Annotated in this window: 14 protein-coding genes; 6 read left to right on the forward strand and 8 right to left on the reverse strand. The window is 47.1% G+C overall.

Annotated elements, in window-relative coordinates:
* Positions 1–29: 29 nt before the first annotated feature.
* Positions 30–1,757, reverse strand: coding sequence for an arginine--tRNA ligase (gene argS, locus C2747_RS09925; protein ID WP_215331636.1), 1,728 nt, complete (start codon positions 1,755–1,757; stop codon positions 30–32).
* A gap of 35 nt (positions 1,758–1,792) precedes the next feature.
* On the opposite strand from argS, the gene C2747_RS09930 reads away from it, so the two are divergent.
* Positions 1,793–2,110, forward strand: coding sequence for a DUF1840 domain-containing protein (locus tag C2747_RS09930; protein ID WP_215331637.1), 318 nt, complete (start codon positions 1,793–1,795; stop codon positions 2,108–2,110).
* 21 nt (positions 2,111–2,131) lie between these two features.
* Here the strand turns inward: C2747_RS09930 and metH are convergent, their stop codons facing one another.
* Both metH and C2747_RS09940 read right to left on the reverse strand, forming a co-directional pair.
* Positions 2,132–4,879: a methionine synthase gene (metH, locus tag C2747_RS09935; protein ID WP_215331638.1), complete on the reverse strand. Its 2,748-nt coding sequence runs from the start codon at positions 4,877–4,879 to the stop codon at positions 2,132–2,134.
* The gene (locus C2747_RS09940; protein WP_215331639.1) at positions 4,876–5,940 is read right to left on the reverse strand and encodes a homocysteine S-methyltransferase family protein; all 1,065 of its coding nucleotides are present in this window, start codon (positions 5,938–5,940) and stop codon (positions 4,876–4,878) included. The genes metH and C2747_RS09940 overlap by 4 nt, the downstream gene beginning before the upstream one ends.
* Positions 5,941–6,019: 79 nt before the next feature.
* On the opposite strand from C2747_RS09940, the gene C2747_RS09945 reads away from it, so the two are divergent.
* Entirely contained in the window at positions 6,020–6,469 is a 450-nt protein-coding gene (locus C2747_RS09945) for a PhaM family polyhydroxyalkanoate granule multifunctional regulatory protein (RefSeq protein ID WP_215331640.1), read from the forward strand.
* On the opposite strand, the gene C2747_RS09950 is transcribed toward C2747_RS09945, so the two are convergent.
* Entirely contained in the window at positions 6,381–7,466 is a 1,086-nt protein-coding gene (locus C2747_RS09950; protein ID WP_215331641.1) for an MBL fold metallo-hydrolase, read from the reverse strand. The two genes, C2747_RS09945 and C2747_RS09950, sit on opposite strands and share 89 nt — an antisense overlap.
* A 22-nt stretch (positions 7,467–7,488) precedes the next feature.
* Here C2747_RS09950 and C2747_RS09955 point away from each other — a divergent pair, with 22 nt between their 5' ends.
* Positions 7,489–7,665 carry a DUF1289 domain-containing protein gene (locus tag C2747_RS09955; RefSeq protein ID WP_215331642.1) on the forward strand — a complete coding sequence of 59 codons (177 nt, stop codon included), beginning with the start codon at positions 7,489–7,491 and terminating at the stop codon, positions 7,663–7,665.
* 21 nt (positions 7,666–7,686) lie between these two features.
* On the opposite strand, the gene acuI is transcribed toward C2747_RS09955, so the two are convergent.
* Positions 7,687–8,670: an acrylyl-CoA reductase (NADPH) gene (acuI, locus tag C2747_RS09960; protein ID WP_215331643.1), complete on the reverse strand. Its 984-nt coding sequence runs from the start codon at positions 8,668–8,670 to the stop codon at positions 7,687–7,689.
* An 87-nt stretch (positions 8,671–8,757) separates the two neighbouring features.
* Between acuI and C2747_RS09965 the strand changes: the two genes are divergently transcribed.
* The 3 genes from C2747_RS09965 to C2747_RS09975 are packed head-to-tail and all read left to right on the forward strand — an operon-like array spanning position 8,758 to position 10,236.
* The gene (locus C2747_RS09965) at positions 8,758–9,042 is read left to right on the forward strand and encodes a hypothetical protein (protein ID WP_215331644.1); all 285 of its coding nucleotides are present in this window, start codon (positions 8,758–8,760) and stop codon (positions 9,040–9,042) included.
* 21 nt (positions 9,043–9,063) lie between these two features.
* Positions 9,064–9,552 carry a flavin reductase family protein gene (locus C2747_RS09970; RefSeq protein WP_215331645.1) on the forward strand — a complete coding sequence of 163 codons (489 nt, stop codon included), beginning with the start codon at positions 9,064–9,066 and terminating at the stop codon, positions 9,550–9,552.
* Positions 9,553–9,573: 21 nt separating this feature from the next.
* Positions 9,574–10,236, forward strand: coding sequence for a glutathione S-transferase family protein (locus C2747_RS09975; RefSeq protein WP_215331646.1), 663 nt, complete (start codon positions 9,574–9,576; stop codon positions 10,234–10,236).
* 67 nt (positions 10,237–10,303) lie between these two features.
* On the opposite strand, the gene C2747_RS09980 is transcribed toward C2747_RS09975, so the two are convergent.
* From C2747_RS09980 to C2747_RS09990, 3 genes are all read right to left on the reverse strand, one after another.
* Complete coding sequence (locus tag C2747_RS09980; protein WP_215331647.1) at positions 10,304–13,339, reverse strand: efflux RND transporter permease subunit; 3,036 nt, start codon at positions 13,337–13,339, stop codon at positions 10,304–10,306.
* A 7-nt stretch (positions 13,340–13,346) separates the two neighbouring features.
* On the reverse strand, positions 13,347–14,486 hold the full coding sequence (locus tag C2747_RS09985; RefSeq protein WP_215333165.1) for an efflux RND transporter periplasmic adaptor subunit: 1,140 nt from the start codon (positions 14,484–14,486) through the stop codon (positions 13,347–13,349).
* 169 nt (positions 14,487–14,655) lie between these two features.
* Positions 14,656–16,191 (reverse strand): efflux transporter outer membrane subunit, encoded by a 1,536-nt coding sequence (locus tag C2747_RS09990; protein ID WP_215331648.1) that lies wholly within the window; start codon positions 16,189–16,191, stop codon positions 14,656–14,658.
* Positions 16,192–16,224: the final 33 nt, after the last annotated feature.

Genomic DNA, 16,224 nt, shown 5'->3' on the forward strand with positions numbered 1-16,224 from the left:
ACTTCTTAAGCGCTAGCAAGTACTACAGCTTACATCTTAGCGGGTGCTGATACACCTAATACTTTTAATCCATTTTCAAGCACTTGGCGCGTTGCTAGGAGCAATGCAAGGCGTGCCAATTTCAATGCGGGGTCATCCACTAAAACGCGATCTGCGTTATAGAAAGTATGAAAGTCGCCCGCTAAATCACGTAAATAAAAAGCTAATGCATGTGGCGCTAAATCTGCAGCCGCATCAGTCAGCATTTCTGGATATTCAGCCAAGCGACGCAATAAATGATCCGAAGCTTTACTTTGCAGTAAGGAGAGGTCCGCGCCTTTAAGGTCGGACACTTTTCCGCCCCATTGGGTCAGAATTGAACAAATCCGCGCATGGGCATACTGCACATAGAACACGGGATTCTCATCATTCTGCTGTAATGCCAAATCAATATCGAAAACAAACTCTGTATCGGCCTTGCGGGAGATGAGGAAGAAACGCACAGCATCTCTTCCACGCTGTAGTGCCAGCTCACGCTCATCAGCAGTCATCTCTGGCGTAATGCCACCAGACCACTCCACTAAATCACGCACAGTCACATAGGAGCCAGCACGTTTAGAAATTTTGACTTCTTCACCATGGCGCATCACCGTCACCATCTTATGTAATACGTAGTCAGGGTAAGTTTTCGGAATATCCCAACCACGCTTCTGGGCCACACCCTGCAAGCCAGAGCGGACACGGGCGATGGTGCCGTGGTGATCGCTCCCTTGGACGTTAATTACTTTTTCAAAGCCCCGATTCCATTTACTGGTGTGATAGGCAACATCAGGCACAAAGTAGGTAAAGCTGCCATCAGACTTACGCATAACGCGATCTTTATCATCGCCATCATCTGTTGTCTTGAGCCAAAGTGCGCCCTCAGATTCATAGGTCTTACCAATGCTCTGCAGCTCTTCAACAATTTTTGCAACACTATCATCGGTATATAAGGAAGACTCTAGGTAATAACAATCAAACTTCACGCCAAATGTTTTTAAATCAATATCTTGTTCATTGCGTAAATATGCGACGGCAAATTGACGGATCGCTTCAAGATCATCTTTGTATTCAGGGGAAGCTTTAAAGGCAGTCGCAATCTCCGCAATGTATTCGCCGTTATAAGCGCTCTCTGGCCAGGTGGTATCACCAGGCTTAAGTCCATTTAGACGAGCCTGCACCGAGAGCGCCAGATTCGCAATCTGCACTCCCGCATCGTTGTAATAAAACTCGCGGTGTACCTTGATGCCCTGCGTTGCCAGTAAGTTCGCCAAGGCATCGCCCAGTGCCGCTTGACGACCATGGCCCACATGCAGCGGGCCAGTAGGATTGGCCGACACAAACTCAATCATGGCGCTGGAGACTGGGGCTGCCTCTGGCGCTAGCTGGCCAAACTGAGATCCTGCCGTGAGGACTTCTTCCACAACAGCAGTTTTAGCGGTATTACTAAGGCGAAAATTAATAAAGCCGGGGCCTGCAATTTCGCAGGAGGCAATCAGGTCGCTATAGCCAGGTTGCTGCTCTAAGCGCTCAACCAGCGCTTGCGCTAATTCCCTGGGATTTAACTTCCAAGCCTTAGATATCTGAAGCGCAATATTGCAAGCGACATCTCCATGGTCTACTGCCTTAGGGCGTTCTAAGCGAGGTGCGGGCGCATCGCCCAAACCACGCTCTTGGGCAAGACCCTGAAGGGCCGCACTGAGCATTTCAATTAAACGATTTTTATTAGTTAACAACATAGATAAGTGAGTTTATCAGGTGGTAAGCTACTGAAATGATCTATCAATTTCGCTCCAAAGCGGGTCCTGACGTCATCATGCTGGCTGACCTCACCCAGAGAATCTTTGAAATTTTGGGCCGCCCATTAGAGCCTAGAGGAATTTTGACGGTAGAGCAACTTCCAAGCCTCATCATCTCCCTAGAAACCGCCATCCTGAAAGACTTGGAAGAACGGGCTAAAAGTAATGCGACGGATCAAGAAAATAGTGAAAAACCAAAACATGCCGATAGGCTAGGACAGCGTGCCTACCCCTTCCTAGAGCTGATGAAACAGGCAAAAGCCAAAGATGAGCCAGTGATGTGGGGCGTTTAAGCCACCACATCAAGAAAGCTCTTAGTCTATCGAGCTTGCCAACTGGCGGCGAATGTCTTCAATGGACTCATTGCGGCGCTTAGCAAGATCTTCAATCTGGTCTGCTGACAACTTGCCCACATTGAAATAACGTGCATCTGGATGTGCCAGATAAAAACCGCTGACACTAGAGGCTGGGTTCATGGCCATCGATTCGGTCAAGGTCATGCCAATATCTTCTGAACCAATGACACGCAATAAATCTTTTTTCACTTCATGCGCAGGGCAGGCTGGGTAACCTGGCGCTGGACGAATACCGCGATATTCTTCATTAATCATTTGATCGTTCGTCAAAATCTCATCCGCTGCATAAGCCCACAGATCAGTACGAACACGGTGATGCATCAACTCCGCAAATGCTTCTGCCAGACGATCAGCCAAGGATTGCAACATGATTGCACTGTAGTCATCATGCTGTGCATGGAACTCAGCCACTTTTTTCTCAACGCCATGGCCAGTCGTCACAGCAAAGCAGCCGAGATAATCGGCCACATCAGAATCTTTTGGCGCCACATAATCCGCTAAGCAGCGATTAGGTCGACGAACGCCATCAACTACCGGACGCTCAGCCTGCTGACGCAAGTTATGCCAAACAAATAATGGATGCTCGCGAGCTTCATCGCTATACAAGACGATGTCATCACCTATCGTATTTGCTGGATAGAAAGCCACTACAGCATCAGCCTGTAACCACTGACCTTTGATTAATTTATCTAAAAGCGCCTGGCCGTCTTCAAATACTTTACGAGCCTCTACGCCAACGATTTCATCATCCAAGATTGCTGGAAACTTACCAGCCAAATCCCAAGTCTGAAAGAACGGTGTCCAGTCAATATATTTAGCGATATCACTTAAAGCGAAATTCTTGAAAACACGACGGCCAATAAACTTCGGCTTCTCAGGCACATAATGAGCCCAATCAATCAGCTCGCGATTCTTACGCGCAGCTTCTAATGAGATGGTTGGGGACGCTTTTTTATTGGCATGCTGCTCACGAATACGCACATAGTCATCGCGTAGATCCTGAATAAATTTCTTGGCACTTTCATCTGATAACAAGCTCGATGCTACCGATACAGAGCGGGAAGCATCAGGTACATAAACCACTGGGCCATCGTAATGCGGCGCAATCTTGACTGCGGTATGCACACGGGATGTGGTGGCGCCACCAATCATGAGCGGGATTTGACGCTCACGGAAATAATCATCACGCTGCATCTCTTGCGCAACATAAGTCATCTCCTCTAGAGATGGCGTGATCAAACCAGACAAGCCAACAATATCTGCTTTTTCTTCTTTAGCACGCTTCAGAATTTCTGAGCAGGGCACCATCACACCCATATTGGCAACTTCAAAGTTATTACATTGCAGCACTACCGTCACAATATTTTTACCAATATCGTGCACATCCCCTTTAACGGTGGCCATCACAATCTTGCCTTTGGCTTTTGCTTCGCCACCAGAGGCAATGTGTTGACGCTTCTCTTCCTCAATATAAGGAATCAAGATGGCTACTGCTTGCTTCATGACACGAGCACTCTTAACCACTTGCGGTAAGAACATCTTGCCGGCACCAAACAAGTCGCCAACAACGTTCATGCCATCCATCAGAGGGCCTTCAATAACCTCAATCGGACGACCACCTGCACCCATAATTTGCGCACGCAGCTCTTCTGTGTCACCCTCAATAAAGGTGGTGATTCCGTGAACCAAAGCATGGGTTAAACGCTCACGCACGGGGGCTTCACGCCATACCAAGTTCTCTACTTGCTTGGCGCCACCGCCCTTAAATTGGTCAGCAATATCTAGCAAGCGCTCAGTTGGGGTCTTGCCGTCTTTTTCTTTAAAGCGATTGAGGACCACATCCTCAACACGCTCACGTAATTCAGGGTCTAAGTCTGCGTAGACGCCAAGCTGTCCCGCATTAACAATACCCATATCCATGCCCGCCTGAATGGCGTGATACAGGAACACAGTATGAATGGCTTCACGTACGCGATCATTACCGCGGAAAGAGAAGCTGACGTTCGAGACGCCGCCACTCACTTTCGCGCCCGGCAGATTTTCTTTAATCCAGCGTGTAGCGTTAATAAAATCTACTGCATAGTTATCATGCTCTTCAATGCCGGTAGCAATTGCAAAGATATTAGGATCAAAAATGATATCTTCTGCTGGAAAGCCAATCTCGTTAACGAGAATTTGATAGCAGCGCTGACAAATTTCTGTTTTGCGCTTAAAGGTATCTGCTTGACCCACTTCGTCAAATGCCATCACTACAGAAGCTGCGCCGTAACGACGAATCAAACGTGCTTGTTTTCTGAACGGCTCCTCACCCTCTTTGAGTGAAATCGAGTTCACAATCGGCTTACCCTGAATGCACTTCAGACCCGCCTCAATTACGCTCCATTTTGAGGAGTCAATCATGATCGGTACACGGGCAATGTCTGGCTCTGAGGCAATTAAATTCAAGAAGCGCGTCATCGCCGCTTCAGAATCCAACATCGCTTCATCCATATTGATGTCAATGACTTGGGCGCCATTTTCAACTTGCTGCCTAGCAACTACCAAAGCCTCATCAAATTGATTATTTAAAATCATGCGCGCAAATGCTTTAGAGCCTGTTACATTGGTACGCTCCCCAATGTTCACAAAGCGGATATCGGCTGTAACGTTAAAAGGCTCTAGGCCTGAAAGCTTCATCGGCGATATTACTTTTTCAACCTTACTCATGCTGACAGCTCCGAACTCTCACGATAGAAGGCTCGCGGCTTACGCTGCGCAACTGCATTAGCGATTGCACGAATATGATCTGGCGTAGTTCCACAGCAACCACCTACTAGGTTTACCAAACCATCTTTTGCAAAACCATCAACCAGGCTAGAAGTAATATCAGGAGTTTCATCAAAGCCCGTGTCACTCATTGGGTTAGGCAGACCTGCATTGGGATAGCAAGATACTGCAACATCGCAGATGCGAGATAGCTCAGCAATGTAAGGGCGCATCAATGCAGCACCTAAGGCGCAGTTCAAACCAAACGTGAGTGGTTTAATGTGGCGCAAGCTGTTCCAAAATGCTTCAACTGTTTGACCAGATAAAATTCGACCAGACGCATCCGTGACCGTACCCGAAATCATCACTGGCAAACGCTCACCCGTTTCTTCAAAGAACTCATCCAATGCAAACAATGCAGCCTTAGCATTGAGTGTGTCAAAAATAGTTTCAACTAAAAATAAATCAACACCGCCCTCAAAGAGACCTTCAATCTGCTCTCGATACGAGGCTCGCAATGCATCAAACGTCACATTACGCGCACCGGGATCATTCACATCCGGAGAAATACTTGCGGTCTTTGGTGTGGGTCCAATTGCACCCGCTGCAAAACGGGGTTTGTCTGGCGTAGAGTATTTTTCACAGGCAGCGCGAGCCAATTGAGCGGAGATCACATTCATCTCACGGGCCAAATGAGCCATCTTGTAATCCTCTTGCGCAACTGAAGTAGCGCCAAAGGTATTCGTCTCAATAATGTCCGCACCCGCATCCAAATACTGCTCATGAATCTTGCTAATAATCTGGGGCTGGGTCAATACCAAGAGTTCGTTATTGCCTTTGATATCGCCAAGATGACTCTCAAAGCGTTTGCTGCTTGGTAATCCACGGTAATCCGCCTCACTCAGCTTGTACTGCTGAATCATGGTGCCCATAGCGCCATCCAAAATCAGAATGCGCTGCTTTAGAAGCTCAGGAAGTGCCTGACCGCGGGTGTAAGGCTGGGATAAACCATTAGATTGCATTGCGTAACCGGGATTAATCTCTAGAATCCTCTATTGTATTGGCAATAAGCCACTTTTATCTGACCCGGAGCTGCCCCCTATGTTTGGAACCATCCCAGAATTCAATCAAAGCCTTGAAATGATGAAAACCATGTGGGGCCAGGGAGCTGGCGGGCAAACGCCAGGTCAATTCCCCTTCAACACAGATGCCTCCAAGGCTGCCGGGGGCTTTGGCTCAGCATTTCCAGGGCTGGATACCGAAGAGCTTGAAAAGCGTATTAAAGACCTGAAAAGCGTTGAAAACTGGCTTAATCTCAACCTCAACATTTTGAAGACTACCATTCAGGGGCTAGAAGTACAGCATGCCACCATGATGGCACTCAAATCCTTTGGAGATGCCGTTTCAGCAAGCGCTGCCTCTGCCACCGGTGAAGCCTCTAAGGACTCAGGAACGAAAGCCTCTAAACCACGCAAAACCGCAACACGCCGTCGTCGCAAAGCTGGCGACTCAACTTTCCTCGACGAAGTAGGTAATTCAGGTGAGCAATAGCTTCGCCCATAGCAAATGTCATTTGGTGAATATCTAGTTCACGCCTAAATAAAACCGGCACTATCTCACGAGCAGTTGCCGGTTTTTCACATGCTCCCAGCGTTTCCGCCAAGCGCTCATCATGGTGTGCTTTTAACTGACCAATCCGCGGCTTCATTCCCGTGAAGGGCTTGCCGTGGGATGGCAGCACTAGAGTGTCATCGGGCAAGGGCAAATATCGATCCAAGGAGCTCAAATACAGGCCCAAGGGATCTGCATCTGGATCTGCATCGTAGACGCTGACATTGGTAGAGATGCGTGGCAACAACATATCCCCAGAAATCAATACTCCTAAATCTTGACAAAATAATGAAGCGTGTTCAGGCGCATGACCAAATCCCATAATCACTTGCCACTCATGTCCGCCAATCAAAATCATTTCGCCATCAATGATGCGGCGATATTGCCGTGGCACGCCCGGAACCATATTGCTGTAGTAATTCGAGCGAGCACGAATTTTTTCTAAATCTTCTGGTGCACTTAATCCATGCTTCTGAAAGTGATCAGCAGACCCACCACCACCAGCGCGTGCACCAACTGCAGCTCCGCCCTCTTTATGGCTAAGCCATTGCGCAGTTAAATAATCCGTCATAGAAATCCACAGCGGTGCTTGCCACTTCTCACAGAGCCATTGAGAGAGTCCCACATGGTCTGGATGCATATGGGTCACGATCACCCTCAATACTGGCAAGCCTTCTAGCTGGGTAGCAAAGATCTGATCCCAGGCCACTCTTGTCTCATCATTAGCAATGCCGCAATCTACGATGGTCCAGCCTTGAACGCCTTCAAACTCATCCCGTAGCAGCCATAGGTTGATGTGATCCAAAGCAAACGGTAAGCGCATCCGTAGCCAACGTACTCCGGGTGCGACCTCTATTGAACTGCCCGCTTCTGGTAAAGCATCTGCTAGGGGATAATGAATAGAACTCAGATCGCTGGATTGATTTTTAGTATTCATCTATTTCTATTTTAGGTTTGCTTTGACAACAGTTCCATCGCCTTGCATCAACTGGTGTGACATCAACCCCGACAATGGTTTTTGCCGGGGCTGCTATCGCACGCTCCCTGAGATTGCTGACTGGTCTGAACTTTCTAATTCGAACAAGCTGGAGGTTTTGGAAAAACTACAAGCACGAAAACCTCAAGTTATTCAGTAAGCGCCGTTAACTACCAATCGCTTATTTATTAACATCCACAATTAAACGACCGCGCACATTACCAGCCATCAGCTCTGCAGCGTACTTTATAGAATCTTCTAAATTAATTTCGTGAGAGATCTCTTCCAAAGTGTTGAGATCTACTAGCTTGCTCAACTGCTCGTAAGCAGCAATACGTTTTGCTTTTGCTACTGTCACACTATTAATGCCATACAAAGTGACGCCACGTAAAATAAATGGCGCAACACTCGATGGAAAATCCATGCCTTGAGCTAATCCGCAAGCAGCAACTGCACCATCACTCTTAGTTTGAGCACAGGCGTTAGCCAATGTATGACTACCAACGCTGTCGACCACTGCAGCCCAACGCTCCTTTGCTAAAGGCTTACCAGGAGCTGACAGTACGGCGCGATCAATCACCTCACTGGCGCCCAATTTCTTTAAATACTCCGCTTCGGACATTCTTCCGGTACTGGCGACAACTGTGAATCCTAATTTGCTCAACAGCGTAATCGCAAAGCTACCAACTCCACCTGCGGCACCAGTCACCAATACTTCGCCATCGCTAGGCTTTAGGCCATGCTTTTGTAAGGCCATTACACACAGCATTGCGGTGTAGCCAGCAGTACCAATAGCCAAAGCTTGCTTTGCAGTAAACCCTTTCGGCAAAGGAATGAGCCATTCTGACTTCACACGCGCTTGCTGCGCTAAACCACCCCAATGACCCTCGCCAACACCCCAGCCATTGAGCAGCACCATGTCGCCAACTTTAAATTCTGGGCTAGCGCTCTCTAAAACCTCGCCTGCAAAATCAATCCCAGGCACCATCGGAAAGCTACGCACCACTGGACCTTTGCCGGTAATTGCCAAACCATCTTTGTAGTTCAGCGTGGAGTAGAGCACCTTCACCCTGACATCGCCCTCAGGCAAGCTAGCCTCATCGACTTGAGCAAGCTCAGTCCGATAACCTTGATCATCTTTATTTACCAAAATAGCCTTAAACATGCCTCTTCCTTTTAAAAGCGCTGCATTCTCCACAGCAAATACGTAATGGGTTTATCCTAACGAGCATTACTGATTATGGAGGTTTCCATGAAAAAAATTCTACTATTAACCACTACTTGCGGTCTAGCACTCATTGGCTGCTCTTCGAGCCAGATTAATATGTCTATGGGCAATATGCGCCTGATCACTTCCAGTGCAACGCCACAAGATGTGATGGATTTTGCCAGTACAACTTGTCAGAATGACTTTTACCAAGGTGCGAGCTTCCTTTCTAAGGCTGGCAAAGAATATCGCTTTAAATGCGTGAAGGCTGAAGAAAACGAAATTCTGATTCCTATTCCAGGCACTACCATTCCGACTGCAGCGAAGTAAGTCTCTGAATAAGCAAGCATGATGACCCCATTTACCTCCCAAGAGCTCCGCAAGGGATTCTCTTCATTTGCAACTGGGGTCACAGTGATTACTTGCCTAGATGCGGACCAGCATGCTCATGGCATCACTATCAGCTCTTTTAATACCGTTTCCTTGGAGCCGCCGCTGATTTTATGGAGTCTAAAAAAGCATTCTCGCTTGATGCCTAATTTTGAAGTGGGCCATAAACAATTGATTCATGTACTGGAGCGCTCGCAAGAGGCTATGGCGATGCACTTTGCCACCGTGAAAGAAAATCAATTCACCAGCATCCCCCATAAAATTGCAGCAAGTGGACTTACTCAAATTGAGGGATGTGCTGCTTACTTTGAATGCGAGACCGTATCAGTTCACACCGGCGGCGACCATAACATCATCGTCGCCAAAGTCCTCAACCTAAAGCACGCACCAGATAGTCATCCACTCATATTTGCGCATAGCAAGTTTATGGGTCTAGATTCATCACTTTAAAATATTTAAATAGGAATTGAAATGATGCGTTTATGGGGAAGAAAAAGCTCTATCAATGTGCAAAAGGTATTGTGGTGCCTTGCAGAGCTGGGGCTAGAAGAAGGCAAAGATTTTGAACGCATTGATGCTGGCCTTCATTTTGGAAAAAATCGCACCCCTGAGTTTTTAGCACTCAATCCTAATGGCTTAGTACCAACCTTAGAAGACGGCAATCTTGTACTCTGGGAATCCAATACGATCTTGCGCTATCTTCGCAGTCAATACGATCCGTCAACACATTTTCCGACTGACATTGCCGCCCAATATCAATCCGAGAAGTGGATGGATTGGCAAGTAGGGACAATGTGGCCAAGTTTACGTATCGCCTTTCTGGGGCTAACCCGTACACCTGAAAACGAGAGAAACAATGAAGCAATTCGAAAGTCATACCAAGATACCAGTGCACTACTGACCTTACTAGATCAGCAATTGGTAAGCCAAGCCTATTGCTCAGGAAACTCTTTCAATATCGGGGATATTCCACTGGCACTTTGTGTAAGTCGATGGATTCTACTCAATCAAACTTTTCCAGATCAAACTGGACCGCGCCCTTCTTTACACAATATTGATGCATGGATGCAGAGCATCGAAACAGGTACTAAGTACAGCGTAGTTGCAGAAAAAGAACTGAATATTGTGAAGTAAGGCAATAGCTCAATAAGAAAAGGGTGAACTTGGTTCACCCTTTTTCTTTGCTTGTTTGAGTAATATATTACTGCTGCTTAAATTTCTTCTGATGATGATCTGCACCAATAAATAAGTACATCGCCGGTACCACAAAGAGCGTAAACAGCGTACCAATTGATAAGCCAGTAAAGATCACAATACCCATCGATTGACGGCCAGCAGCACCTGCACCAGAAGCAATGACTAGAGGCACTACGCCTAATACCATTGCGGCAGTTGTCATCAAGATCGGGCGCAAACGTACACTACTGGCTTCTACGATAGCATCTAACTTACTGCGACCAGCTTCTTGTAACTCATTGGCAAATTCCACAATCAAAATACCGTGCTTACTAATCAGCCCCATCAATGTAACCAGTCCAACCTGGGTATATACGTTTAAGGTTGTGAATCCGAGATTGATAAAGATGAGGGCGCCAAACAAAGCAAGTGGCACTGAAACCAAAATGACGATGGGGTCGCGGAAGCTTTCAAACTGAGCGGCCAAAACCAAGAACACAATTAAGATCGCAAAGAACATAGTCACCAAGAAACCGCCTGACTCTGCCATGAACTGACGAGATGGCCCAGCGTAATCCATGGTGTAACCGTTCGGCGCAACCTCTTTCAAAGTTTGACGCATAAACTCCAGTAAATCTGCTTGAGAAATAAACGGGGTACTCACACCAAATATCGTCGCCGAGTTGAGCTGCTGAAAGTGATTAATAGACTGCGGCACTACTCTTTGCTTAATGGTTGCAATGGTACGAGCCTGAATCATCTGACCGCTAGGGGTACGTATGTAGTAGTCGAGGATTTGGTCTGGATTTAAGCGGTCCACTTGCTTCACTTGCGGTATGACGCGATAAGAGCGGCCAGCAACAGAGAAGTAATTAACATAGCCGCCACCCAAAGCAGCGGATAGCGCACTCCCCACTTGCTGCTGGGTCATGCCTAGTGCAGCTACTTTTTCACGATCGATTTCCAAAACATCTTGCGGTTTATCAATCTTCAAATCGGAATCTACGAAAAAGAAGTTGCCACTACGACGCGCTTTATCTAATACCGCTTGAGATACCTCATTTAACAATTCGTAAGACTCGGTAGTGTTAATGACTACTTGAACCGGCAAGCCCTGTGCGCCAGGCAAAGCCGGGAATTGGAAAGCTGCAACACGAGCACCAGCAATCGAATTCCACTTACTCTGCATATCTTCTTGGAACTTAGTGGCATTACGACTGCGCTGACCCCAATCTTTAAGTAAGACACCGCCAAAGCTGCTCGTTGGACTGGTGATCTGGAACATCTGCTCATACTCGGGCTCTGCTGCTGATATTTGATAAATCTGATCAGCATAAGTCTGCATCTGATTAACCGTACTGTTAGGCGGCCCCGAAGCCTGCATCAATACAATGCCCTGGTCTTCTGTTGGCGCTAATTCAGAACGTGCAGTAGAGTAAAGATAAGCCACCCCACCCAGCAAAATCACGCCCATCACAATAATGACCTGCCAAGTGCTCAAGAGCTCACGCAAAGTGGTTTGATAACTGTGGTGAACTTTTTCAAAAATACGGTCAATCTTCTGAACAAACGCTGAGGCCTCTTGTTCTTCAGTAAAGATGCGTGAACACATCATCGGAGAAAGCGTTAAGGCAATTAATCCAGATACTGCCACTGCACTCGCTAAGGTGAAGGCGAACTCGGTAAAGAGTGCACCCGTTAAACCACCCTGAAATCCAATCGGAATATACACTGCGATCAGCACTATGGTCATGGCCAAAATAGGGCCGCCCAACTCACGCGCAGCAATTAAAGAGGCCTCTAATGGAGACTTTCCTTCCTTCATGTGGCGGTCTACGTTCTCGACCACAATGATGGCATCGTCGACCACCAAACCAATTGCTAAGACCAGGGCTAGTAGCGTCAGTAAATTAATGGAATAACCCAAGACCTGCATTAAGAAGAATGTGCCAATGAGAGAAAGTGGCATCGCAATCACCGGTACTACAACTGCGCGTGCACTACCTAAGAAAAGATAGATCACCACTGTCACAATTAACAGCGCCTCTAATAATGTGGCTACTACTTCATCAATCGAGGTAGTAATGAACTTAGTAGAGTCGTACACCACCTTCCCAGACATCCCGGTTGGCAACTGCTTCTGAATCTCTGGCACCGCGGCACGAACCCGCGCTGCTACATCAAGCAAGTTCGCCTGTGGTGCTACCTTAATCGCGATAAATACCGACCTCTTGCCACTAAATGCGACGTTGGTGTTGTAATCCTCGGAGCCCATAGTCACGCTAGCTACTTGATCCAAATACACAATATTGATGCCGTCTTTTTTGATCACCAACTTACGGAACTCATCAATCGTATGCAAATCAGTACCCGCTACCAAGTCCACTGCGACCATGTCGCCTTTGGTGCTGCCCACTGCTGATAAGTAGTTGTTAGCTGCCATGGCGCTATAGACATCATCTGCGCCCACACCAAGGCCAGCCATCTTCTCGCGATCGAGCCAAGCACGTAAAGCAAACTTTCTGCCGCCGGTAATTTCAGCGTTCTGAACACCGTCTATAGAGTCTAGCTTTGGCTTGACTACCCGCAACAGGTAATCAGTAATCGCATTGTTTGGAATATCTTCGCTATAAAAACCCATGTACATGGCCGCAGTCGATTGACCAATTTGTACGGTTAATACGGGCTGTTGAGCTTGCGGTGGCAGTTGATTCTTGACCGAGCTAATTTGGGTCTGGATCTGCGTCAACGCCGCATTGGAATCGTAATTCAGCTTGAGAGTGGCCGTAATTGTCGATAGGCCACTCACACTCATCGAGGATAAATAGTCAATACCTTGGGACTGAGCAATCGCCGTCTCTAAGGGCTGTGTAATAAATCCTGCAATCGTCTCTGGATCAGCACCGTAGTAGGCTGTCGTAATCGTCACAATGGCATTTTGGGTTTGCGGGTATTGATTCACCGGCAAGGATCCCACCGCTTTCAAGCCAAACACCAGGACGAGTGCGCTCACCACCAGTGAGAGCACTGGCCTACGAATAAATATGTCAGTCCAGTTCATCTAGGACTTATTCCTGTGGCTGTGGGTTAGGTGAATTCGCTGGTAACACCTTGTTATTCACAATCAGCGGTGTTCCATTCTTCAACTTGAGTTGGCCGCTAGTAACCACTGTGGCACCCTCATCAACCCCTTTAAGAATCGCTACCTGATCTCCGCGTGTAGGCCCAGTAGTCACAAACACTTGTTGAGCCTCCAGTACTGGCTTGCCCTGCTTATCTTTTTTACCAGTTGGCTTAGCAATAAAGACAGTTGAGCCATACGGGTTATAGGTCACAGCCGTCTGCGGCAAAGTTAGCATCTTCACCTGATCGCCTAATTTGATATTCACATTAGCAAACATGCCCGGCAAGATTTTTTTGTCTGGATTAGCTAACTGAGCCTCAATCTGAATATTACGTGTATTGGTATCAACCTTCGGGCTGACGGCGGTGATCTTGCCAGTAAAGCTTGCATCCTTGAATGCATCAGTCGTCACCACAATTTCTTGACCAACCTGAATTTGTTCGGCATTACTTTGCGGGAGATTGAAATCCACAAAAATCGGATCCAAGGTTTGGAGTGTCAGCAACTTATCGCCCGGGTTAACAAACTGACCAGGGTTAATCATCACAATACCAACACGCCCACTAAAGGGAGCCTTCAAGTTCTTCTTGGCTACCAGAGCAGTTTGCTGCTCTACCTGTGCCTGCTTAGACTTGGCATCTGCTTTGCTAGTGTCGAATACATTCTTACTAATAGCCTGAATCTCGAGCTGCTGTCTATCACGCTCATTAATTACCTTAGCTAAATCTGCCAATGCTTTTAAAGAATTAAGCTGGGCTACATCAGATGCATCATTTAACTTAATGAGTAACTCGCCCTCTTTGACATCCATGCCGGATTTAATGGATACGCTTTGCACCAAACCACCAATTTCAGTACTGAGCTCAACGCCTCTAAATGCACGCACATTACCAACGCTAGATAACTTAGGTTGCCATGCCGTCGTTTCTACAACCATTGTAGAAACCGATGCTGGTGGCAAGCCCATGCCCCCAATGAAATACTTAATCATGGCGGTCTTGAGTTGATTAAATCCAAAAATCAAACCTAGCAATAAAAATACACCGCACAACATAATGGTCATACGACGACCCAAAGGAGTCATAGACTGCAATTTAGCGTTGATCTTGCTGCGCATAAAGCGTTCGCGCAAACGCACCCAAAATCCTTTTATCTTTTCCCAAAGAGCAATCAGTCTCTCGCGAAGTTTCCACTCAATCGCCTTCGCAGACATCCAAGCCCATAAGGCAAGCGCTACTAAAGTTACCTTGGTTTTAATTGTTTCCAGAAGTTTCATTTTGATCTTTGTTCGCTATGGCTTTTGGTTGAAAGGCTGGGCCGGTGCGATTCCACCAACCACCACCCAATGCTGCAAATAATGCCGCTGTATCTGAGAACCGGGTTGCTTGCGCAGAAACCGATTTGACTTTAGCAATTTGATATTGATTTTGGTAATAGAGGACAGCCAAGTAGCTGGCAGTGCCTAGCTTGTATTGCTGTTGCACCAAATCTAAAGTTTCATAAGCGTAGCGTTCGGCATCCGATGCAGACTTTAATGCTTGAGCACCAGTTTCGAGAGCTCGTAAGGAATCAGCCACTTCTTGAAATGCTTTGAGCACAGTAGCTTGATATTGAAAAACTGCTTGTTCGTAATTAGCCATCGCACCACGGCGTTGAGCTAATAATTGCCCGCCCTGAAAGAGTGGCTGAAAGATACCGCCAGCAATAGACCATAAAGTGGCATTGGGCCCAAACAGGGCTGCACTAGTTAATGCTGCCGATCCAATTGCGCCAGTGATATTAAATTGCGGCAATAAATTCGCAGTAGCAACACCTACTAAAGCATTGGTGGCCTTAAGTTGCGCCTCTGCTGCACGCACGTCTGGTCGCTGACGTACTAAGCTCGATGGTACTGAGAGCGGCAGCTTCTCTGGCAAATGCAAAGACTTCAAGTCAAACTTGGTGATATTGGCATTACTAGGTAACTCGCCCACCAATACCGCTAACTGGTTGCGCGCAAATGAAAGATTGCGTTCATAAGTAAATAAATCGACTTGTGAGTTAGAAACCAAAGTTCTTTGTGAGGTCACATCCACTCGAGAAACTGTACCAATTACTAATTGCTTTTCTGTCACCTCAGCTAAATTCGTTTGCGCCTTCAGAATTTCTTCAGTAGCCTGCATCTGTGCACGCAAAGCCGCTTCTCGTACCGCACCGGTAACGATATTGGCCGTCAAAGAAAGATAGGCGCCTTCTAGCTGAAACTGCGCAATTTCCTCTTTTGCTCTAGCGCTTTCAACTGCTCGGCGTGCACCACCAAAGACGTCGAGCTTATAGGTGACATTTACAGAGGCGTTGTAGAGGTTGTAAGTGTCAGACCCGAAAGGCAAGCCATAAATTGCAGCAGGTTGTAACTGCCGTGTGGCACCACCATTTAAACCAACGGCTGGGAAATACTGTCCACCAATTTGTGCGTTGACATTTTCTTGGCTCGCACGAAGCGCAGCATCAGCCGCACCTAAATTAGGGTTTTGCTGAAGAGCCTTTTTAATGAGGGCATCTAATTCAGGGGACTTAAATAACTCCCACCACTGAGCCTCAATATCTGCGCCTTCAATAAATTCTTGCGCTGCGCCCCCTGGAACTCCTGGTGCCGTAGCTAGCGTCTGAGAAAGGGTAGTTTCGGTATATCTGGATGTATTCGGAGCTTCAGGTTGTTTGAAGTCTGGGCCTACCGCGCATGCAGAAAGAAATCCCGCAAAAATAAGCGGAAGCGAACGCAAGCAAGAGAATTCTTTGAAGCCGAACATGAACTGTGACAAACATCCTTTTCTATAGCAGAT

The organism is Polynucleobacter corsicus, from assembly GCF_018688255.1.
Lineage (GTDB): Bacteria > Pseudomonadota > Gammaproteobacteria > Burkholderiales > Burkholderiaceae > Polynucleobacter > Polynucleobacter corsicus.